The following is a 19,686-nucleotide window of genomic DNA, read 5'->3' on the forward strand; positions in this document are numbered from 1 at the left end:
AGCTCAGGGCTGGCCTTCCACCGCTACACCCAGCCGCTCGAAACCGATCGAGCGCGCCGCGTCCATCACCCGTACCACCGTGCCATGATACGCCTTGCGGTCCGCCACGACCAGCAGCCGAGCGGAGGGCTTGGCTTGATGCTCGCGGCGCAGCGTCTCCACCATCTGCTCGAGCGACAGCTTCCGCTGGCGCATCTCGATGCCGCCGCTGCGGTTGACCACCACGACCACGTCCGGCTGCCGATCGGCCTGAGCCTTACCGGAGCCGCTGGGGAGCTCGACCTTCATCGACGGGCTGACGATGAAACTCGCCGTGACCATGAAGACGATCAAGAGCACGAGCATGATGTCGACCATCGGCGTCACGTTGATCTCGGTGATCAAGCGCTCCTCATGGTCATCGTCGTGCAGCCCGGCACCGCCCGCCATCCGCTCACCTATCCCCGTGGAGCCGGCGCCGCCGCGCTCGGCCGGCGCCGCAGCTCGGCCAGCAGGAGGTGCACCAGGCCGTCAGAGGCAGTCAGCTGCGCCCGGATGCGCCGCTGGAAGTAGTTGAAGGCCATCACGGCGGGAATCGCGACGAAGAGCCCCATCGCCGTCGCCACCAGCGCCTCGGAGATCCCGGCCATGACGGCCTTCGCGGCGCCCGCGCTGTCCACCGAGAGGTCGTGGAAGGCCTTGATAATACCGATGACCGTGCCGAAGAGCCCGATGAAGGGCGCGTTGTTGCCGAGCGTCCCGAGAATCGCGAGGCGCTCCTCCATCCGGGTGCGCTGTATCGCCTTCGCCGCCGCCATAGCCTCGGCGGCGGATTCAGGCCCCTTCTCGTAGGCGAGCAGGCCCTCGTAGGCCACGCGGGCCGCGACCGAGGCCAGCGGCCCGACCATCCGCCGCGCCCGCTCGAGGTCGCCGACCTCTAGATAGGTGACGAGGCGCTCGCCGAGGTCGGCGGCGTCACCGGCGATCCGATGGAAGACGAAGGCGCGCTCGAGGATGATGCCGAGGCTCAGCACCGAGAGCGCGACGAGCGACCAGAGCACCCAGCTCGCGCCGGTGACGATCATGGTCTTGAGCAGGAGCTGAACGATGTCCATCGATTTCCCCCACGGGGGCTGACGACGATGCTGTCGGCGTCCGCGAGGCGGGACCGCGCCGCACCACCCGCCCGTGCGCGCCTCGCGCGACCGGCGCCCGGCCCGTCGCGGCGGCCGGCCCGCGTACGCCTAGCACCTTTGACTGGGGGAGACAAGCCACCGCCCCGCACGCAACCCTGAGGCCCGCCCCGAATCCGCTTGACAAAGGTCGCACCCAATGATGATGGTGCCTCGTTTCCGCGCTGATCTGGGAGCGATTCTCGGGGGCGTGCGGCGACAGCCAACACGGGGCCGCCACCAAGGGCGCATCGGGGTTCGATGCGGGGCGTTTCCCCGAGCAATGCGGGCCAGGAAGTGGCCCGAGGAATGGGATCAGATCGCGATGGGAACACGTCTCTATGTGGGCAACCTGGGTTTCGGGACGACGGATACGGAGCTGCGCGCTGCTTTCGAGCAGGATGGGCGCACCGTTGTCGAGGCGAAGATCGTTACAGACCGCGAGACTGGCCGTTCACGCGGCTTCGGTTTCGTCGAAATGGGCTCAGCAGCCGATGCACAGGCAGCAGTCTCCGCGCTCGACGGCCAGGAACTCGACGGTCGGCGCTTGAAGGTCAACGAGGCGCGTGAGCGCGAGTCGCGTGGTGGCGGCGGCGGCGGCGGCTGGGGCGGACCCGGCGGCGGCGGCGGCGGCGGCGGCGGCGGCGGCGGTCGTGGCCGCGAGGGCGGCGGCGGCGGCGGCCCAGGCGGACGCCAGGGCCAGGGCAGGCGCTGGTAAATGGCATTTGACGGCAGACCAGGCTTTAGCAAACGGCAAAAGGAGCTCGCGCGGCAGGAACGGCACAAGCGAAAGACGGAGCGCAAAGCGCAACGGCAATCGGTTGTGGGTGTTACCCCCGAAGCGCAGGCCGACACGGCCAGCGTCGCGAGCGACGAGCCAACGACAGAATCAGCAGCCACGTCGCTGCCGCGTTCTCAGTGAACTGAACGGTAGCGGTGCGGAAGCTGTCACTCATCGTTGTTGGCAGGGCGGTGAGGCCTGGCTGCCACCCCGATCGAGCTCAGACCGAGCGCAATCAGTCCGAGTTTGATCGGGGCCCTTGGCAGTTGATCAAGCAGCAGTTGATCAAGCAGCAGTTGATCAAGCAGCAGTTGATCAAGCAGTTATCGAGCGACCTTCCAGCGCGGTGGGTGCCGCGACTGGGGACCATGGCCGCAGCGGGTCCCGCGACATCGCGCATGCGCTCGTCCCCTTCGGCGTCCCCTTCGGCGTCCCCTTCGGCGTCCACCGCTTCGTCCTCAGGGTGGGTTGATCGGCGCTGCAACAGGCGCCGATCGCTTGGGAGCGCGCGCGCGTAATGGACGGCGACGCCGAGAAGCGCCTGCTCGCCGCGGTCTTTGCGCGGGCTGTCCGTGATCTCCTTGTCTACCGGCGCGGACGCACCGATGAGGAGCGGCAACTCGCGGAGGCAGCACGCGCCTGGCTCTTCGAGAGCTCCGAGGACGAGACCGGCATTACCTCGTTTCCTGGCATTTGTCAGGTGATGAACCTTGACCGTGCCCGTGTGCGCAGCCAGCTGCAGCATATGTTGCCGCAAGGCAGCGCTAGCGCCGCCAGCGCGGCGTGGTTCGACACGGACTAGTGCCAACACCAGCACGCGCGACCGGGGAGTGACCTCATGGCGGCCAAGAAGCGCCGGCCCTTCGAATGTCCGGTGGTCCACGAGACCGTCCAGATCCAGCTCCGAACGCGTCATCCACGCCGCTTCAGCGGTGCGGATCATCCTTACGTCCAATGCGACCAGCGCGAGTGCCAGTATGTCGACTCCAACGAGCTGCCTTGCCCGCTCTCGTTGACGATGTTCGCGGAGGAGCTCGCCGAGCGCGAAGCTCAGGCTCGGCTGCGCCAGCAGAACCGCGACGATAGCTGAAACGCCGCGTCGCGCTCGAGCGTAGCGGCTCGCTGAGGGCGGGGCGTGTTCTTCTTCCTGTCGAAATCGCTTGCGCTGCTGACGCAGCCTTTGTTCCTTGGGCTCCTGGCGTTGCTCGGAGCTTGGGGCCTGCGCCGCGCGCAGCGCTGGCGGCAACTACGCTGGCTCTGCGTGGCGCTGGCCTTCGTCACCCTCGGGCTCTTCAGCTGCGGCGCGATCGCCAACCTCCTGCTCGCGCCCCTGGAGCGCGCCTATCCCCGCTCGCCCGCGCTGCCGACGGCGCCCGGGGCCATCGTGCTGCTGGGGGGCACCACCGACCCGGAGACCCTCGCCCGTGGGCCCTACGAGCTCAACGCTGCGGCCGATCGCTTCGTCGAGGCGCTGCGGCTGGCGCAGCGCTACCCGCGTGCAGTGCTGTTGATCTCGGGTGGGTCGAGCGCCCTGCTCCAACGCACCGAGCGCGAGGCCGACGTGCTCGCGCCGCTGGCCCGCGAGCTCGGCGTGACGGGATCGCGCCTCCGCATCGACAACCAGGCCCGCAATACCCATGAGAACGCACGCTACAGCGCCCGCCTGCTCGGCGACGTGCGGGGACCGGTGCTGCTGGTGACCTCCGCGTTTCACATGCGGCGGGCGGTGGCCTGCTTCGCCAAGGTCGGCCTGAAGGTCGTTCCCTGGCCGGTGGACTACCAGCAGGTGACGCTCAGCAGCGCCCGCAACTGGCTGCCACGGGCGATCGCCTTGGACCGCAGCACGATGGCGCTGCGCGAGTACCTTGGCTTGCTCGCTTACCGCATCGCCGGCTATCTCTAGCGCGGGGGACCGCTCGCTCAGGGCCTCAGCGCGGCGTGGACGGCGAGCCAGATACAGGGCGGCGCGCTGCTCGTCTGCTCGACGCGGTGCCTGCAGTGCGCGGGAAGCAGCAGCCAATCGCCGGCGCGCAGCTCGCGGGTCGTTCCATCGGCGTAACCAAGCCGCGCCGCCCCCTGCAGGAGCACGACCCATTCGTCCCGCGGCTGGTCGTACCACGCGCCGTCGGGCGTGCGGTGACCAGAGGAGACGATGCGCTCGATCCGCGCGCCGGGTCCCTCCGCGAGCAGCTCGCTGCGCTCAGTCCCATCCGCAAGCGCCTCGGGTAGCCGCCAGAGGTTCTCCACCCCTCACCCCGCGACCCGACAGTGCTGATCGAGCAGGGCCTCGATCGCCTGCAGCCCATCGAGGCGGTTGACCAAGGGGCGCAGCCGGAGCTCGGGATCGAGGGGCGCCAGGTAGCGGCCGGCGAAGGTCCGCATCTGCTGCACCGCGCGGCTCTCGTCGTCACAACCAGCGAGGTGCAGGCGACAGTGCTCGAGAAAGGTCGCGATCCGCTCGCCTGGCGTCGGCGGCGGCGGCAGCGCGCGGCCCTCACACCAGGCCTTCAGCCGCGCGAAGAGCCAGGGGTCGCCGATCGCCGCCCGTCCGATCATCGCCCCATCGGCCCGGCTGACGCGCAGGGCGTGTTCCAAGGTCGGCACATCGACGATGTCCCCATTGGCGATTACCGGCACCCGCACCGCAGCCTTCACCGCCGCCATCAGCGCGTAGTCGACCGGGCCGCTGAAGCGTTGCGCGCGCGTGCGTCCATGCACGGTGACGGCGGCTGCGCCCGCGGCCACGAGCAGCGCCGCCAGCTCGGGGGCATTGCGCTGCGCGTCGTCCCAGCCGGCGCGCAGCTTGACCGTCACCTCGGCGCGACCCGCGACCCCCTCGCCCACCGCGTGCACGAGCTCCACCGCCAGCGCCGGCTCGCGCATCAGCGCCGCTCCGCATTGCCCGCGCGTCACCGTCTTGGCCGGACAGCCCATGTTGATGTCGACGAGCTCCGCGCCGGCCGCGGCGGCGATCGCCGCCGCGCGGCGCATCTGCCCCGGCTCGCGGCCATATATCTGCACGGCCAGCGGCCCGCCGCCCTGGCTACGCCGCATCCGTGCGCGTACCCGCGCCGCGCCCGCCGCGAGGCCCGCCGCCGGAACGAACTCGGTCACCGCCATGCCGCAGCCGAAGCGCTCGGCGATTGTCCGCGTCGCCAGATGCGTCAAAGCCGCCATCGGCGCCTGCAGGATCGGCGGCCAGATTCGGAGCCGACCGATCTGCAGCGCGGGCAAGCGGCTCCCCGCGGGGTTGGCGGCGGCGAGGGGCGCCTCGCTCACGACGACGCCTCTGCAGCGTAGCGCAGGGGGTCGACCACGCCCGCGAGCGCGAAGCCCTTGCGCCGCAACAGACACGCATCGCAGGCCCCGCAGGCGCGGTCGTCCGCCAACGGGTCGTAGCAGCTATGGGTCAGGCTGAAGTCGACGCCGAGCGCCACCCCCTGCCGCACGATCGCCGCCTTGTCGAGCGCCAGCAAGGGCGCCTCGATCAGCAGCCGCGCCCCGCGCTCGGTCCCCATCGCCGTCGCCTGGTCGGCCAGCGCCTGGAACGCGGCGATGAAGGCCGGCCGACAGTCGGGATAGCCCGAGTAGTCGAGCGCGTTGACGCCGATGTAGATGTGCCGCGCGTCGAGCACCTCGGCCCAGGCCAGCGCGCAGGCGAGGAACATGGTGTTGCGGGCGGGCACGTAGGTCACGGGCACGCCGGCACCGATGTCCTCGGCGGCGCGCGCCTTGGGCACGGCGATCGCGTCGGTCAACGCCGAGCCGCCGATCGCGCGCAGGTCGAGCGCCAGCTCGAGGTGCTGGTCGGCCCCCAGCGCGGCGGCCACCCGCGCCGCCGCCCGTAACTCTGCCGCGTGGCGCTGGCCATAGCGCACCGTCAGCGCAAAACAGCGCTGCCCGGCGGCCCGCGCCAGCGCCAGACAGACGGCCGAGTCCAAGCCACCCGAGAGCAAGACCACCGCGCGCGCCTCCTGCGGCACGGTCGCCCCGCTCGCGCCAAGCGCACCACCCTTTGCATCCTCACGCGCTTCGACCGCCACGAACGCCCCCGCTGCTGGTATCCTCCTACCACTAATCTGACGGAGTCGCGCATGTCCCAGCGAGTGGTGTTGATTCCCGGCGATGGCATCGGTCCATCGATCTGCGACGCCGTCGTCCGCATCGTCGAGGCTGCAGGGGCGGAGGTCGAATGGGAGACCCATCAGGCCGGCGCCCGCATCACCGAGGCCGGCGCGGACCCGCTACCCTCGAGCGCCCTCGACGCCATCCGCGCGGCCCGCGTCGCCCTGAAGGGGCCCTGACGACGCCCGTCGGCAAGGGCTATAGCTCGCTCAACGTGCGCCTGCGCAAGCAGCTCGATCTCTACGCCAACCTGCGACCCGCGCGATCGCTGGCCGGCGTGCCGAGCCGCTATCAGGACGTGGACCTGATCGTCGTGCGCGAGAACACCGAGGGCCTCTACTCCGGGATCGAGCATGAGGTGGTGCCCGGCGTCGTCGAATCGCTGAAGATCATGACGCGCCACGCCTGCCTGCGGATCGCCCGCTTCGCCTTCGAGTATGCGCGCCGCCACGGTCGGCGCCGCGTCACGGCCGTGCATAAGGCAAACATCATGAAGCTGGCGGACGGGCTCTTTCTCGACTGCTTCCATGAGGTCGCTGGCGAGTACTCGGCGCTGACCGCCGACGACTGCATCGTCGACGCCGCCGCGATGAAGCTCGTCCTCGATCCGCAGCGCTTCGACGTGGTGGTGATGGAGAACCTCTACGGCGACATCCTCTCGGACCTCTGCGCCGGGCTGGTCGGCGGGCTGGGCGTCACGGCGGGCGCCAACCTCGGTCCCGACTGCGCCGTCTTCGAGGCTGTCCACGGCTCGGCGCCAGACATCGCGGGCCGCAACCTGGCCAATCCGACGGCGCTGCTCCAGGCCGCGACGATGCTCCTTGATCATCTCGGACAGGAGGCCGTCGCTGCGCGCGTGCGCGAGGCGCTAAAGCGCACCTTGGTCGCGGGCGTGCGCACCCGTGACCTCGGCGGCAGCGCCAGCACGACTGAATTCACGGAGGCGGTGGTGCAGCGCCTCGAGGCCTGAGGGCGACGGGCGCCAGCGCGCGTCGGCCTTCAGTTCGCGGCCAGCGCTGGCAGCCTCGGCGCAGGCTCGCCCCAGCGCACGAGCAAGCGCTGATGCGGATCGCGCCCCAGCGCGAGGCAGGTGCCGAGCGCGAGGCGTAGCTCCGGCCAGCCCCGCAGGTTCTGCAGCGCATAGCCTTGGGTCTGCTCCTGCGCCAGCGCGTTCGTCGTGCCGTCGAGCAGACGCGGCAGTCGGCGCTCGCTGCCCTCGCTTTCGCCGACGACGAAGACCCCGAGGCGACCCGCACGCGCGGCACGGCTGATCGCCGCCGAATCCTGCTCGGCAGCCGCAGCGCCGCGATCGGCCCCGACGCGGAAGCTGCACGCTCCAGAGGTCAGCCGGTCGCCGAGACGGTCCGCCGTGTCGACCAGGTTGAGCGGGTAGTAGTACGCCGGATCGCCACCCTCGCTGCCCGCCGCCCCCGCCGCATCGACGAGGAACCTGGCCATCGTCTTGCCCTGAAGGCGCGCCACCATCCCCCATGCCCATTCGTCGAGCACCTCGGTCGGGTATCTCCACGTCCCGAGCTCGACGCTGTAGAGCGCGGCGCCCGGCCTCGCCGCGGGGCCGCGCAGCGCGCGGGCGCTCTCCATGGTCTCGTCGGAGGGGCTGCGCCAAAACTGCATCAGCTGCTGAAGGTAGGCGCGCTCGTCGGTCAAGGGCGGGCCGGTCGCGACGAGCACGACATTGCGGCTGCGCCTGGCGTGCTGCGGCGCGGCGAGCAGCGCGGCGGCGCGCTTCAGGCCGAGGTCGATGTTGCGCGTCGAACTATCGAAATATGCCCTGATGAACGCGAAGCTGAAGGGACTACCCCTGCGCACGTCGGCGATCCTGTTGAGCTGCTGCAGGCCTGCCCTGATCGCGGGGCTATTGTGCAGCCGCGGCTCGACCGCGGGGAGCTGCTCCTGGCGAGCAAAGGCGACGAGCCCCGTCGCCGCGGGGAGCTGCTCGAGCTTGGTCTGATTGAAGGCCTGATAGACAATCTCCCAGAAGCTCTGCTCGGTGCCCTCGATCTTCTGCCAGAGCGAGTTGGTCGCCTCGACGACGTAGACCACCGCCGGCCAGCCCTCGCTGCCAGCGGGCTGAAGCTCCCGACCGAGGCGCACCGCGGCCGCGGCCTGGAGCTGAATCGCTGCGCGCCCCGCCATCAGCGGCTCGGCCGAGGCGCTGAGCCGCACGGTGAGGACCTCGCCGATCTCGCGGCCCGCGGCATCGTGCTCGAGCTGCAGCTCGATCGGCAGCAGCTGGACGTCCTGGCGCCCGGTGATCGCGAGCGCCAGCCGCGCCGCCAGCGCGCTGAGGGCATGCTGGCCAGCGGCCTCACGCCCTTCGTCGCGCAGCACGATCCCCGCCGCCAGCGCCAGGCTGTCGGCAGCCTGCTGCAGCTGCTGCCGCTCGAGCCGCAGGCGCCCGAAGCGCAAGAGGCCGAAGGCCGTCACCAGCAGGATCAGCCCCAGCAACGCGACGGCTACCGCCACCACGCCCTCTTCCCCCCGACCGGGGAGACCGCGCCTCGACCCTTGCAGCACGACGCCTTCGCCCTCAGCCCTCAGCGCAGCTCGACCGGCGCCGAGAGCGCGGTCTCGCCGCGCGCGCTCTGCGCGCTGCTCCCGCCGATCATCGTCTTGACCGCGCCGCTGGCCAGCTCGGACTCCATCGCCTTGGGCTGGCCGTAGAGCTCCTGCGGCGGCAGCGCCTGGGTGCGAAAGGCCCGCTCCGTGGCCCGGCCGGTCGCCTCACCGAGGTGCTCGACCTTGAAGCAAGCGCTGATCGTCCCCAGCGGCAGGAGCCACAGGCACAGCAGCAGCGCGCCCCGTCGCGCCCTCCGAACCGACCGCTCCGCTCGTCCCTTCAGCATCGACATCAGCGTCCTCCTCCTCCGCCGGAAGCGGTGCCACCTCCGCTGCCGGCTCGCGCAGCGCGCGCCCAGGCTCGAGCGCATGAAGGTTGCGCAAGGCGGGTCGATAGCCCCGTTCCTCGCGCAACGCCTGCTCGTAGTAGCGGCGCGCGGCCAAGGGTCGCCCACGCAGCTCCTCGACGTAGCCCATGTTCGTCAGCGCCAGGGCGCGACTGCCCGCCTGGGCGAAGGCCTCACGCGCCTCCTCCGAGCGCCCCATCAGTCCCAGCGTCAGCCCCAGGTTATTGAAGGCGCGGCGCAGGGTCGCATCCAGTCGCACGGCCTGCAGCAGCGCCGCTCGCGCCGCGGGCAAGCGCCGCTGCACCAACAAACAGAAACCCAGGTCATTGTGATAGGCAGCGAAGTGCGGGGCCAAGGCGAGCGCCTGGCGGTGCGCGCGCTCGGCCTCGCGGTAACGCCGCTGCCGCATCAAGACCGCCCCCAGCGCCGCGTGCGCCTCGGGGTCGTTGCGGTTGAGGCGCACGGCCAGGCGGAGCTCGCTCTCGGCGGCCGGCAGCACGCGCTTCTCGCGCAGCACGATACCGCGCAGCAGATGCAGGCGCGCGGCGCGTGGATGCTGCAACAGCAACTGGTTCAGCAGCGGCACCGCTGCGTCGTAGCTCCCCTGGGCCACCAACGACTCGACCATCTCGTAGCGCAGCCCGGCGACGTCACGCGCCGTGGGCTGGCGCAGACCATCGCGCGACGCCTGGCGCATGCAACCCGCCGCGCCGCTCAGCGGCAGCCAGAGCAGCAGCGCCCAGACAGTGCGGCCAGGCGTCGGCGACGCACCGCGAGCAGGGCTGCCGCGCTGCACCTCAGAGCCCTCGGAAGAGGGCCAGGGCGGCTGGTCCCATCATCAGCAACAGGGCCGCCGGCAGCAGGCAGATCGTCAGCGGCAACGCGAGCTGAGCGTTCGCGGTGCCGGTGGCCTCCTCCAAACGCAGGAGCTGGCGCTGTCTCACGGTCTTGGAGTGGCCCCGCAACAACTCGCCGAGGCGCGCGCCCATCACCGAGGCCTTGGCGATCAGCGCGGCCACGCTGCTGACGTCCTCGCCGCCCAGCCGCTGAGCCAAGCGACGCCAGGCCGCCGCCACGGGCATCCCCAGCTGCACGTCGCTCAGCACCGTATCCAGCTCCTGCCGCAGCAGTCGGCTTTCGCCGACGGAACTACCGCCCCCGCGCACGACGCGCTCGAGCGCCTGCTCGAGACCGAGCCCCGCCTCGAGGCAGACGACGAGCAGGTCGAGCACATCGGGGAGGGCCTCTGAGACCTCGCGCTGCCGGCGCCGAATCCGGCTGCCCAGCCAGGCGTTCGGGCCGATCACCACGACGGCCGCCACCACGAGCACGAGCAGCAGCTGGTCGAAGCTGCTCTCCGCCACCAGGGCGCGCCCGCCCAGCACGAGCAAGAACCCCGCCACCAGCACGACGAAGCGCACGGCGACGAAGAGATCGATCGCGTCGCGGCCGTAGAGCCCTGCATGAACCAGCCGCTGCTGCAGCGCCTCCGCCTCCCCGCCCCGCGTCGGTCGCAGGCGCGCACCCAGTCGACGCCAACCGCCGAGGGCGGGCGGCTCACGGGCGTCCTCGGCGATCGCTGCCGCGCCCGCGCGCAAGCGACGGAGCCGGATCGCGATCAGCAGCGCCCCCGCGGCCAGCAGCACGCAGAGCAGCAACGAGAGCGCCTCAAGCACGACTACCGGCATTTCACGCCCCTCCGCGCCCCGGACGGCCGAGGCGCGCCACCCAGACCGCGCCGACTGCCCAGAGCGCCGCGGCGGTGAGCAAGATCATGCGCCCGCTGGCGTCGGCGGCAATCGTGACCAGCGCGCCCGGCGAGACCAGGGCCTGACCGGCGACCGCCAACAGCGGCAGGACGGTCAGGATCAGCCCCGAGACGCGGCCCTCCGCGGTCAACGCGCGATGTCGCGCCTGATGCGCCGCCTGCAGGCGCAGGGTTTCGATCAGCGTCTCCATCACCTCGACCAGGTTACCACCCGTGCGCTTGAGCACGGCGACGGCCTCGACGAAGGAGTAGAGCGCCCGCACCGCCGGCCAGCGCGTGCGAAGCTGCTGCAGCGCCGCCTCGATCGGCCGCCCGAGCGCATATTCCTCGTAGCAGCGGCGCAGATCGACGGAGAGGGGCGGCTCCGTCTCCTCGGCCGCGCTTCGCACCGCCTCCTCGAGCCCGCGCCCCGCGCGCAGGCTGAAGACCATGCTCTCGAGCGCCCGTGGCAGCTGCGCGTCGACGACCCGCAGGCGCGCCTCGCAGCGCCGGGTCACGTGGACGTGGAGGCCGAGGCAAACGAGCGCCGCGAGGACCGCCGCGCCGAGCCAGCCGGCGCCGACGACAAGCCCAAGGATGAGGGTCCCGCCCGCCGCCGCTGCCGCCACCAGCAAGAAGCGCCGCGCGTCGATCGCGAAGCCCCCCTGGGCCAACGCGTCGCGCAAGCGCTCGATCGCCGGCAGCGCCGCCAGCCGTCCGAGCTGGGAGGCGGCCCGCGCGCGCGCGCGAATCTGGATCCCCTGCGGGGCGGCCCGCGCGAGCATCCCCAGCAGCCCCTCACTGGCCCGCGCGATCGCTCGCCGCCGCCGGCCCCGGGCCCACCAGTAGCCCGCCTGCAGCGCGCAGAAGAGCGCCAGCGCCACCGCCACCGCCAGCCAGGGGTAGACCTGCGCCCCGCTCATCACGCGCCCCTCACGCTCCCTCGCCGGCCGCCGGCCCGAGCCAGCGCTGCTCGAGCGGTACCCCCGCCGCGGCGAAGCGCTCGAGCAGCCGCGAGTGCCCGGAAGCCAGCCAGGCCCCGCGGCTGCTCGCTCCTTCGCCGCGGGCGACGCGGAAAACCTCGTTGAGCTCGAAGCTCACGCCCTCCACGCCTGCTACCTCCGCCACCGCGCTGATGCGTCGGCGCCCATCGGCCCCGCGCGCGACGTGGACGACGACATCGATCGCCCGCGCGATCAGCTGCGCCATCATCGACTCGGAGAGCTGCGTGCCGGCCATGCTGAGCATCGCCAACAAGCGACTGAAGCCGTCGCTGACGCTGTTGGCGTGCAAGGTCGTCATCGAGCCCTCGTGGCCGGTGTTCATCGCCTGGACCATGTCCAAGACCTCGCTGCCCCGCACCTCGCCGACGATGATGCGATCGGGACGCATCCGCAGCGCGTTGCGCACCAGGTCGCGGATCGTCACCTCACCGCGGCCCTCGAGGTTCGGCGGCCGCGTCTCCAGGCGCACGACGTGCCGCTGCTGCAAGCGCAGCTCCGCCGAGTCCTCGATCGTCACCACGCGCTCGCGGCTCGAGACATAGCGCGAGAGCGCGTTGAGCAGCGTCGTCTTGCCGGCGCCCGTGCCGCCGCAGACCAGGATATTGCACTTCGACCGCACCGCGCTCTTGAGATAGTGGCCGATGCCGACCGAGAGCGTGCCTCGATCGACCAGCTCCCGCAGCGAGACCGGGCCGCCGATGAAGCGGCGAATCGAGAGCACGGGGCTGTCGATCGCCAGCGGCGCCACGACCGCGTTGACGCGCGAGCCGTCGGGCAGGCGGGCGTCGACCATCGGCGAGGCCTCGTCGATCCGCCGACCGACGCGCGCGACGATGCGGTTGATCGTGTTGAGCAGGTGCGCGCGATCGCGAAAACGCGTCTCGACCTCCTCGAGCACGCCGCCGCGCTCGACGTAGATCTGATCGGGCGCATTGACCAGGATATCGCTGACGGTCGCGTCGGCGAGCAGCGGTTCGAGCGGACCCAGGCCGAGGATCTCATCACCGATCGCGGCGACGAGCTGCTCGCGCTGGCGGGTCGAGAGCACCAGCCGTCGCGACTCCAACGCCTGGGCGACGAGCTCCGTCACGCGCTGCAGCAGCTCCTGCGGGTCGAGCTCGAGCGCGCCGCGGGTCTCGAGGCGGTCGATGATCTCCAGGTAGATCTCGCTGAAGAGCGCATCGCCGAGGCCCGCGGGCCGGCGCACCGGACGCGTCGCGGCCGCAGCCGTGGCCTCGTGTCGCGTCTCCCCGCTGCGGCCAAGCCGACTACCGACCTTCATCGTCTGCCTCCCGCCTGCGCGTCCTGGCGTCTGCCCGGCCTCAACGGCTGCCCAGCAGGCGCTTCCACAACCCCGGACGCTCGATGCTCACGGGCACGGCGAAGAGCGCTTCGACCAGCGCCGCGATGCTCTGCGTCACCCGCGCCTGCGGCGCCCCCACGGGTAGCGGGACGCCGTCGTTGATCGCCCGATGCACCGTCTTGAAGTCATTGGCGACCAGGAACGCCGGGCGCACCCCCAGCGATTCGATGATCGCCTCGAGCGGGACCGGACCCTTCTCGCTGTAGCGGTTGAGCACGACGTGCAGCTCGTTCGTCTCGTAGCCCAGGCGCCTGAGAATATCGAGGCGCGCTGCCAGCCCGCGCAGCGCCGGCACGTCCTGCGTGGCCACCAGGACGACGCGATCGGCGACGTCCAGCGCCGCCAGCGCCAGATCGTTGAAGTCGCGCACGCCGTCGATCAGCGTGACGTCGAAGCAGCGCTTGATCTGCTCGAGCAGCGTCGCCATGCGGTCGGCCTCGACCTCCGCCAGGCCCTCGACGCAGCCCACCTGGGTGGCGACCCATAACGCGTCGCCCCAGCGGGGCAGGCGCCCGCGCAGCATCGCCTTATCGAGGCCGCTCTTGCCGTGGGCACGAAGCTCGGCCGCCAGCTCGGAGAGCGGAAAGCGCCCCTTGAGGTTGAGCGTGGTCAGCACCGCACCGAACTGCAGATCGAGGTCGACGATACAGGCCCGGCGGCCGCCCTGCGCCACGAAGGCGCCGACCGAGGCCGCCAGCGTCGTGGCGCCCACGCCGCCGTGGCAGGCCATCAACACCGTTAGCTGTCGGCGTGAGCGCCGGCTGCTGCGCGGCCGCGGGGCGCGAACGTGCACCGAATGCTCATGGACCCGGGTCGCGAGCAGGCTATGCCGACGACGACGCCCGGCGCCGGGCCGCTGGCGGCTGGAGGCCTCGGCCGCCCGGCGCTCGACCTCATGCTCCGTGTCCTCAGGGTCGTCGTTGGTCGGCGCCGCGCGGCGCGAGCGCCGGGGCGCGACGGGGTCGGCGCCTGCCTCGACGCCGCGCCGTGGGGGATCGCCACCGCTGGCACCGACGCGCCGCGGCGCACTCACTTTCCGTATCCGACCGGCCCGGCCGGCGCGGCGCGGCGCGATCCCTTGAGCTCGGGGTCGATCGACCCGAGCAGGAAGAACGCCACCGCGCCGGGATCGGAGATCTCATCTTCGCCGGGGAGCGCCGGCACCTCGCCTGGCTTGAGCGGCCGCACCAGCTCCGCCGTGACGAGGATCACCAGCTCGCGCTCCTCGCGCGTGAAGGTCTTCTGGCGAAAGAGCGCGCCGAGGATCGGCAGGTCGCCGAGCAGCGGCACCTTGTTCACCGCGGCGCTGATCTGGTCTTGAAGCAAGCCGGCGATCGCGAAGCTCTGGCCGTTGCGCAGCCGGATCGTCGTGCGCCCGAAGCGCGAGCGCAGCGTCGGCACGCTCGTTCCGAGGATCTGCACGCCGCCGGCCGCTTCGCGTTCGCTAACGGTGACGGCGACGTCGAGATGAATCGTGTTGCCAGCGAGCACGGTCGGCGTGAAGGCGAGCTCGACGCCGAACTTCTTGTAGTCGATCGAGGTGGTCCCGAGGCCCTGGGGTACCGGCACGGGAAACTCCCCGCCGGCCAGGAACTCGGCCCGCTGTCCCGAATAGGCCACCAGCGTCGGCTCGGAGAGGATCTTGGCCAGCTGGCGCCCCTGCATCAGGTTCAGCGCCACACTGATCGGCAGCGCCGAGGCCGCCCCCGTCGCCAGGAAGAAGCCGAAGCTCTGATCGACCGGGCCGCCGAGCAGCGGCGTGGCCACCATGCCCCCTTCGCCGGCCTCGCTCTCCGCCTGCAACCCAGCGGAGGTGCTCGGCGAGACGACGGTGCCAGGGGTGCTGCCCGGAGCCAGCATCCCGGCCGCCGCGCCGGAGCCTGCCTTTGCCGGATTGGTGCGAGCCCAGACGTTGACCCCCATCTGGCGCAGCGCGGTGCGCGAGACCTCCGCCACCTTGACGCGCACCTGCACCTGCTGGCGGCCCTTGATGTCGAGGAAGTTGAGCACGCGACCGGCCGACCCGGCGCCGGCGCGATCCGCTGCCGAGCCACTCGCCGTACCCGCCGAAGCCGCGCCAGCGGCGCCCTGCGCCACGGCGCTCGCGAGGTGCGCCTCGGCCACCTTCACCGCCCGCTCGGCGACCACCGGATCGCTGACGCTGCCGGTGAGGATGAGCGTCTCGCCGCTGGACTGCACGGCGATCGTCTCGCTCGGGAAAATCACCTTCAGCCGCGCCGCCAGACCCTCGGTCGGCACGCCCACGCTGACGACGAGGCGCACCGGCGTGCCACGGCTATCCCAGACCGTGATCGCCGTCTCGCCGAGCTGCCGCCCGCCCACGTGCAGCGCCCGCGCATTGAGCAGCTTGGCCTCGGCGATGCTCGGATCGGCGATGGTGAAGCGGTCGGCGCCCAGGCGAAAACGCACGAGGCGCGAGCCACCGACGCCGACGGTGACCGGAATCACCTGGCCCTCGCTCTCGGCCCTCGCGCGCACCGGCGCCAAACCCAGCGCGCCCAGCGCGCATAACGCGAGCAGCACGGCTCGCCCCCAGCGGCTTCCTGCCATCGACTTCCTCCAGCGTTGCCGCCAACGACGACGCGGTCAGACGGAGCGACCTAGCGCGGCGGATCGGCGTCGCCACCCCGCCCTGGATCGAGACGCTCACCGGCCTCGGGGCGGAAAAGCGCCTCGGGCGTCACCCCCGAAGTGGTCACGGGCTCCTGATCGCGAGGGCTGCGCAGCGCCAGGTCGAGCACGCCCTCCCGCGCGGCCAGCACCAGGCGCTCGGTCTGCTCCGGCGTCAGGGCCAAGGTCACCACGCGTCGCTCGGCGTCGTCTTGAGCGCTCTTGCTGGTCGTGGCTCCGCTCAGCGCCGGCGCTCCGCCCACGCCAGCGCCGCGGCGCCAAGCGCTCGCCGGGTCGAGGTCGCCGCCGACCGCCAGCACGGTCACGTTCTGCAGGATGACCTTGGTCTGCACCGGCTTGCTCCCGGCGCCGCTGCCGAAGGAGCGCAGCGTCGCCAGCACGTCGACATGCGCCCCCGGGTAGAGCAAGCGCGCCAGCGCCAGCGCGGCGTCGGTGTGGATCGCGACCGCGCGCTGCCCATCGCCGAGCTTGGCCGCTGCGCCGAGCCCGGCGCCACTGGCCGAGAGCTGCCCGGCCAGCACCGGCGCTCCCTGCGCCAAGGGCACGAGGGGCACGGTTTGCAGCCGCATCAGATCCTCGATCGCGGCGAAGGCGCCGCGCGGTACCGAGGAGACCGGCCAATCGGCGAGGCGCAGATCCGTGGTCGACAGCGGCTGTCCGGCGGGTAGGTCCGCGGCCGCGACCACCACGGCCCGCAGCGGCTCTTGCGCGTAGCGCTGGCCGAGCAGACGCGAGAGCAGCAGCCCTGCCAGGGCGGCGAAGATGACGGCCCCGATCATGAAGCCGACCACGCCTGCCGAGGTCGTCTGCTGCGAGCGTTCCGTGGTGGCCATGCGCTTGGGCTGCTCTCCGACCGATCAGAACCAGCGTTTGCGAAAAGGACGAAAAGGAGCGGCCTAGGGGCCAGGCGCCGCCGCCGCCGAGTATGGCACAAGCGCAGACGCCGAGAAATGCGTGATCCGGATCTCATGCTCCGCCAAGAACTCGCCGCCGATGCTGCCGACGAAGGTGCAGCCGAGCTGAACGCTCGCCGCTGCGATCGTCGCGCTGCCGTCGAGCTGCCGCAGCTGCAACCGGTCGGCCTGCTCGACGATCACCGGCCGACAGGAGGTCGCGAGCTCGGCGCAAACGCTGCCGAGCTGGCCGAGGCTGCATTGGGTCGCCAGCGCGCGGCAATCCACGTCGGGCTGCAGCGCACAGAGGCGCGCCGTGGTGCCGGCCGCCTCGAAGAGGGCGTGCCGCGCGTAGACCGCGCCGCCGATCGTCAACGCCCCGTAAATCAGCAGCAGCAGCAACGGCGCGAGGATCGCCAGCTCGACGGAAACGATGCCCTCGTCGCCGCGGCCGCGGCGGCGCCTGCACCGCAGCGCCTCAGCGGGCGACAAGCTGCGCCGCATAAACCGTCACCGTGATCATTGCCCCCGCGCTCAGCGCGATGGCGTAGGGCGGGCTGAAGCGCGCCTCGCGCACGGGCGGCGCCTCGATGCGCCGCAGCAGCACCATCGCCTTGAAGCCCGCGAGCACGTCGCGGCGGACCTCGCGAGGAACGAACCAGACGACGTAAACGATCGACAGCGCGCCACCGATCGCCGTCCCGTAGAGCGCGGCCCAGACGACAAACACCGGACCGAGCCAGGCGCCAATGGCCGCCAGCAACTTGACGTCACCACCACCGAGCCAGCCGCGTGCGAAGGGGACGAGGAGCAGGACCGTGCCGAGCGCCACACCCACCAGCCCGCCGCCCAAGGCGACCACACCGCCGGCCAGCGCGCGCGCGGTCAGCCCGAGGGCCAGCACCGCCATCGTCAGCCAGTTGGGCACGCGTCGCACGCGCACATCAGCGACCGAGGCCGCGAGCAGCCCCAGCGCGAGCAGCATCCACTCAGAGAGACGTAGCGGAAGGGTCATGGCATCGACGCCCGCACGCTAGCACGAGCCCTGCGCCACGAGCCAAGCCTCCGCTCGCGGCTGCTACTGGTGCCCCGCCGGCGTGCCCACACTCCCCGCCGCCTGAGTGTACTTCGCGTCGATCTTCTGCCAGAGCTTGTTGGCCGCCGCAGCGAGCCCAACGGCCACGATCGCCGCCAGAATGCCGTACTCGATGCCCGAGAGGGCAGACTCATCGTGCCAAAGCCGCGTGAACAGGTTTTTCATCTTGGTTCCCCTCCCTGAGGCCTGTGCACCCGGTAAAGCAACCAACGTGCCAGTCTCCAAGTGCCCTCAGGGCGCCAGTCGCAGCGGGCGGGACGCGAGGATTACGGCCGATTTCTCGGCCCGGAAGGCAGTGGTGCGGCACGGCGCGGCCGGCGATGGGGGCAACCGACGCCGCCCGGAAGGTCCAGCTTCCAGAGCCGCCCCGACCGACCGCGGTCTCAATGCCACCAGGCCTCGAGGAAGGCGAGCGCTCGCGCCACCACGTCGTCGACCACGGCGCCCATCGTGTGTTCCGCCTCCAGGAGCGTGAGCTGCACGTTGGGTCGACCCTCGGCGAAGGCCGCCGAGAGCGCCGGCGCGACGACCTCATCGTCTCGACCATGTAGCACGAGCGTGGGCACCCTCACCGCGGGAAACGCTGCGTGCTGCGCGGCGTCGGCCATGAAGCTCCAACGCAAGGGCTCGGCGCGACCATGGGCGTGGTGGTCGATCGCCAGGGTTCCGGCCCGCCGCCAGCGCTCGAGTGCCGCGCTGCCCAGCCACTCGCCAAAGCGGCTGGCGAAGTCGAAGGCCGGCGCGAGGAGCACCAAGGCCGCCACCTTGGCGCTGCGCGCCGCAAAGAGCGCAGCCGCGTAGCCGCCGAGAGAGGAGCCGATCAGCAGCACCGAGCCTGGCGGCGCGTCCGCCGTCAGAGTGTCGAGGCGCGCGAGCTGGCGCGAAAGGGTGAGGTCGGCGAAGACCGGTTCGTTGAGGTCGGGCAGCGCCAACGTCCTGCCGCGCGCCGCGAGCGCGGCGGCGAAGGCCTCGGCCTTGCGGGATCGCGGGCCCGACGCCAACCCGTGCAAGTAGATCACCCGCCGCTGCTCGAAGGCGGCCTGCCGCCGCTGCACCATGGCGGCGGCGCCCACCAGGGCCGCCATCGAACCCAGCGCGCTCGCGACGATCGTCAGGTCCCCGACCCCGCGCTCCCGCAACCCGCGCGCCAGCGTCCCCATGAAGCGGTCGGCGCTGCGGGCGATCCCTCCCCCGAGCACGACGCGATCGGCTGCGAAGCTCCGTAAATGGGGCGCTAGACCCTCGGCGAGGCGTTCTCCAAGGTGCGTGAAGAGGGACTGCGCCCGCGTGTCGCCGCTTTGCGCGAGCGCTGCGACCTGCTCGAGCGAGTGCTTCGCGTCCCCGCCATGGGCCACATACCAGGCCTCGAGCGCGGCCCGCCCGACGTGATCCTCGATCGTGCGCCCGTCGGTGCCCAGCGCTTGGTTCCACAGCTCGCCCCCGGTCGGCACGTCCGGCGCATCGCGCAAGACCTCGCCGTCGGCAACGAAACAGCTCCCCAGCCCCGTCCCGAGCGTCAAGAACAATGCTCTATCGGCATCGCGCGCGGCCCCCTGCGCCAGCTCGCCCCGTGCGAAGGCCTCCGCATCGTTGACGCAGGCGACGGGCACGCCGGGCCGCCCGAGGAGCGGCACCAGACTCCGACCGCGCAGTCCAGGCAGCTTATGCTCAAGCCAAGGCGTACCGGTCAGGTAGTCCGTCGGGCCCGGCAGCGCGATCCCCACCCCCGCGAGCTCGGTCTCCTGCTCGCTGGGGAGGCCGGCGCGCGCCCAGACCTCGGCCGTCAGCGCCCGCAGATCGGCCTCGAGCGCCTCACGCGTGGCGCCGGCCCGCAGGACACGCTGCGCACGGCCGCGCCAACCCGCACCGGATGCCGTCACCAACGCGGCGCGCGCGTGCGTGCCGCCAATGTCGTAGGCCAAGATCACGCTCATCGCCACCCGCCTC

At 71.6% G+C, this 19,686-nt stretch carries 21 protein-coding genes and 1 pseudogene; 5 read left to right on the forward strand and 17 right to left on the reverse strand.

Going from position 1 to position 19,686, the window contains the following annotated elements:
* Positions 1–3: 3 nt before the first annotated feature.
* Both IPL40_10700 and IPL40_10705 read right to left on the reverse strand, forming a co-directional pair.
* A complete protein-coding gene (locus IPL40_10700) occupies positions 4–429 on the reverse strand; it encodes a biopolymer transporter ExbD (protein MBK8481630.1) in 426 nt (141 codons plus the stop codon).
* Positions 430–437: 8 nt separating this feature from the next.
* Positions 438–1,094, reverse strand: coding sequence for a MotA/TolQ/ExbB proton channel family protein (locus IPL40_10705; protein ID MBK8481631.1), 657 nt, complete (start codon positions 1,092–1,094; stop codon positions 438–440).
* 382 nt (positions 1,095–1,476) lie between these two features.
* Between IPL40_10705 and IPL40_10710 the strand changes: the two genes are divergently transcribed.
* The 4 genes from IPL40_10710 (at position 1,477) to IPL40_10725 (ending at position 3,835) form a co-directional block, all read left to right on the forward strand.
* Complete coding sequence (locus IPL40_10710) at positions 1,477–1,869, forward strand: RNA-binding protein (GenBank protein MBK8481632.1); 393 nt, start codon at positions 1,477–1,479, stop codon at positions 1,867–1,869.
* 580 nt (positions 1,870–2,449) lie between these two features.
* The gene (locus IPL40_10715; protein MBK8481633.1) at positions 2,450–2,734 is read left to right on the forward strand and encodes a hypothetical protein; all 285 of its coding nucleotides are present in this window, start codon (positions 2,450–2,452) and stop codon (positions 2,732–2,734) included.
* A gap of 36 nt (positions 2,735–2,770) precedes the next feature.
* Positions 2,771–3,022: a hypothetical protein gene (locus IPL40_10720; GenBank protein ID MBK8481634.1), complete on the forward strand. Its 252-nt coding sequence runs from the start codon at positions 2,771–2,773 to the stop codon at positions 3,020–3,022.
* Positions 3,023–3,067: 45 nt separating this feature from the next.
* Positions 3,068–3,835: a YdcF family protein gene (locus IPL40_10725; GenBank protein MBK8481635.1), complete on the forward strand. Its 768-nt coding sequence runs from the start codon at positions 3,068–3,070 to the stop codon at positions 3,833–3,835.
* A 17-nt stretch (positions 3,836–3,852) separates the two neighbouring features.
* Here IPL40_10725 and IPL40_10730 read toward each other — a convergent pair whose 3' ends face one another.
* The 3 genes from IPL40_10730 to queC are packed head-to-tail and all read right to left on the reverse strand — an operon-like array spanning position 3,853 to position 6,137.
* A complete protein-coding gene (locus tag IPL40_10730) occupies positions 3,853–4,179 on the reverse strand; it encodes a cupin domain-containing protein (GenBank protein ID MBK8481636.1) in 327 nt (108 codons plus the stop codon).
* A 3-nt stretch (positions 4,180–4,182) separates the two neighbouring features.
* A complete protein-coding gene (locus IPL40_10735; protein MBK8481637.1) occupies positions 4,183–5,211 on the reverse strand; it encodes a tRNA-dihydrouridine synthase in 1,029 nt (342 codons plus the stop codon).
* On the reverse strand, positions 5,208–6,137 hold the full coding sequence (queC, locus tag IPL40_10740) for a 7-cyano-7-deazaguanine synthase QueC (protein MBK8481638.1): 930 nt from the start codon (positions 6,135–6,137) through the stop codon (positions 5,208–5,210). Before queC ends, IPL40_10735 begins: the two co-directional genes overlap by 4 nt.
* On the opposite strand from queC, the pseudogene IPL40_10745 reads away from it, so the two are divergent.
* Positions 6,027–7,027, forward strand: a pseudogene (locus IPL40_10745) (NAD-dependent isocitrate dehydrogenase). The gene queC and the pseudogene IPL40_10745 overlap by 111 nt on opposite strands.
* 29 nt (positions 7,028–7,056) lie before the next feature.
* Here the strand turns inward: IPL40_10745 and IPL40_10750 are convergent.
* From IPL40_10750 to IPL40_10805, 12 genes are all read right to left on the reverse strand, one after another.
* Positions 7,057–8,544 carry a Tad domain-containing protein gene (locus IPL40_10750; protein MBK8481639.1) on the reverse strand — a complete coding sequence of 496 codons (1,488 nt, stop codon included), beginning with the start codon at positions 8,542–8,544 and terminating at the stop codon, positions 7,057–7,059.
* Positions 8,545–8,802: 258 nt separating this feature from the next.
* Positions 8,803–9,681 carry a tetratricopeptide repeat protein gene (locus IPL40_10755; GenBank protein MBK8481640.1) on the reverse strand — a complete coding sequence of 293 codons (879 nt, stop codon included), beginning with the start codon at positions 9,679–9,681 and terminating at the stop codon, positions 8,803–8,805.
* A gap of 100 nt (positions 9,682–9,781) precedes the next feature.
* Positions 9,782–10,672, reverse strand: a complete 891-nt coding sequence (locus IPL40_10760; GenBank protein ID MBK8481641.1) for a type II secretion system F family protein — start codon at positions 10,670–10,672, stop codon at positions 9,782–9,784.
* A gap of 1 nt (position 10,673) precedes the next feature.
* Positions 10,674–11,654, reverse strand: a complete 981-nt coding sequence (locus tag IPL40_10765) for a type II secretion system F family protein (GenBank protein MBK8481642.1) — start codon at positions 11,652–11,654, stop codon at positions 10,674–10,676.
* Between the two features lie 10 nt (positions 11,655–11,664).
* Entirely contained in the window at positions 11,665–13,017 is a 1,353-nt protein-coding gene (locus tag IPL40_10770; GenBank protein MBK8481643.1) for a CpaF family protein, read from the reverse strand.
* Between the two features lie 40 nt (positions 13,018–13,057).
* Positions 13,058–14,131, reverse strand: coding sequence for an AAA family ATPase (locus tag IPL40_10775; protein MBK8481644.1), 1,074 nt, complete (start codon positions 14,129–14,131; stop codon positions 13,058–13,060).
* The gene (locus IPL40_10780) at positions 14,128–15,669 is read right to left on the reverse strand and encodes a type II and III secretion system protein family protein (protein MBK8481645.1); all 1,542 of its coding nucleotides are present in this window, start codon (positions 15,667–15,669) and stop codon (positions 14,128–14,130) included. The genes IPL40_10775 and IPL40_10780 overlap by 4 nt, the downstream gene beginning before the upstream one ends.
* A 50-nt stretch (positions 15,670–15,719) precedes the next feature.
* A complete protein-coding gene (gene cpaB, locus IPL40_10785) occupies positions 15,720–16,583 on the reverse strand; it encodes a Flp pilus assembly protein CpaB (protein MBK8481646.1) in 864 nt (287 codons plus the stop codon).
* Positions 16,584–16,646: 63 nt separating this feature from the next.
* A complete protein-coding gene (locus tag IPL40_10790) occupies positions 16,647–17,135 on the reverse strand; it encodes a pilus assembly protein (GenBank protein ID MBK8481647.1) in 489 nt (162 codons plus the stop codon).
* Positions 17,122–17,658: a prepilin peptidase gene (locus IPL40_10795; protein ID MBK8481648.1), complete on the reverse strand. Its 537-nt coding sequence runs from the start codon at positions 17,656–17,658 to the stop codon at positions 17,122–17,124. The genes IPL40_10790 and IPL40_10795 overlap by 14 nt, the downstream gene beginning before the upstream one ends.
* A gap of 63 nt (positions 17,659–17,721) precedes the next feature.
* Positions 17,722–17,904 (reverse strand): Flp family type IVb pilin, encoded by a 183-nt coding sequence (locus IPL40_10800; GenBank protein ID MBK8481649.1) that lies wholly within the window; start codon positions 17,902–17,904, stop codon positions 17,722–17,724.
* A 218-nt stretch (positions 17,905–18,122) separates the two neighbouring features.
* Entirely contained in the window at positions 18,123–19,673 is a 1,551-nt protein-coding gene (locus IPL40_10805; GenBank protein ID MBK8481650.1) for an ROK family protein, read from the reverse strand.
* Positions 19,674–19,686 lie beyond the last annotated feature (13 nt).

Source organism: Pseudomonadota bacterium, from assembly GCA_016711215.1.
Lineage (GTDB): Bacteria > Myxococcota_A > Polyangia.

Excerpts from the sequence above, each read along its gene's own strand:
- IPL40_10780 (MBK8481645.1), bottom strand. The coding sequence starts at position 15,669 with ATGGCAGGAAGCCGCTGGGGGCGAGCCGTGCTGCTCGCGTTATGCGCG.
- IPL40_10800 (MBK8481649.1), bottom strand. The coding sequence starts at position 17,904 with ATGAAAAACCTGTTCACGCGGCTTTGGCACGATGAGTCTGCCCTCTCG.
- IPL40_10720 (MBK8481634.1), top strand. The coding sequence starts at position 2,771 with ATGGCGGCCAAGAAGCGCCGGCCCTTCGAATGTCCGGTGGTCCACGAG.
- IPL40_10705 (MBK8481631.1), bottom strand. The coding sequence starts at position 1,094 with ATGGACATCGTTCAGCTCCTGCTCAAGACCATGATCGTCACCGGCGCG.
- IPL40_10710 (MBK8481632.1), top strand. The coding sequence starts at position 1,477 with ATGGGAACACGTCTCTATGTGGGCAACCTGGGTTTCGGGACGACGGAT.
- IPL40_10805 (MBK8481650.1), bottom strand. The coding sequence starts at position 19,673 with ATGAGCGTGATCTTGGCCTACGACATTGGCGGCACGCACGCGCGCGCC.
- IPL40_10760 (MBK8481641.1), bottom strand. The coding sequence starts at position 10,672 with ATGCCGGTAGTCGTGCTTGAGGCGCTCTCGTTGCTGCTCTGCGTGCTG.
- cpaB (MBK8481646.1), bottom strand. The coding sequence starts at position 16,583 with ATGGCCACCACGGAACGCTCGCAGCAGACGACCTCGGCAGGCGTGGTC.
- IPL40_10700 (MBK8481630.1), bottom strand. The coding sequence starts at position 429 with ATGGCGGGCGGTGCCGGGCTGCACGACGATGACCATGAGGAGCGCTTG.
- queC (MBK8481638.1), bottom strand. The coding sequence starts at position 6,137 with ATGGGTCTCCCATTCGACCTCCGCCCCTGCAGCCTCGACGATGCGGAC.
- IPL40_10765 (MBK8481642.1), bottom strand. The coding sequence starts at position 11,654 with ATGAGCGGGGCGCAGGTCTACCCCTGGCTGGCGGTGGCGGTGGCGCTG.
- IPL40_10715 (MBK8481633.1), top strand. The coding sequence starts at position 2,450 with ATGGACGGCGACGCCGAGAAGCGCCTGCTCGCCGCGGTCTTTGCGCGG.
- IPL40_10755 (MBK8481640.1), bottom strand. The coding sequence starts at position 9,681 with ATGCGCCAGGCGTCGCGCGATGGTCTGCGCCAGCCCACGGCGCGTGAC.
- IPL40_10795 (MBK8481648.1), bottom strand. The coding sequence starts at position 17,658 with ATGACCCTTCCGCTACGTCTCTCTGAGTGGATGCTGCTCGCGCTGGGG.
- IPL40_10770 (MBK8481643.1), bottom strand. The coding sequence starts at position 13,017 with ATGAAGGTCGGTAGTCGGCTTGGCCGCAGCGGGGAGACGCGACACGAG.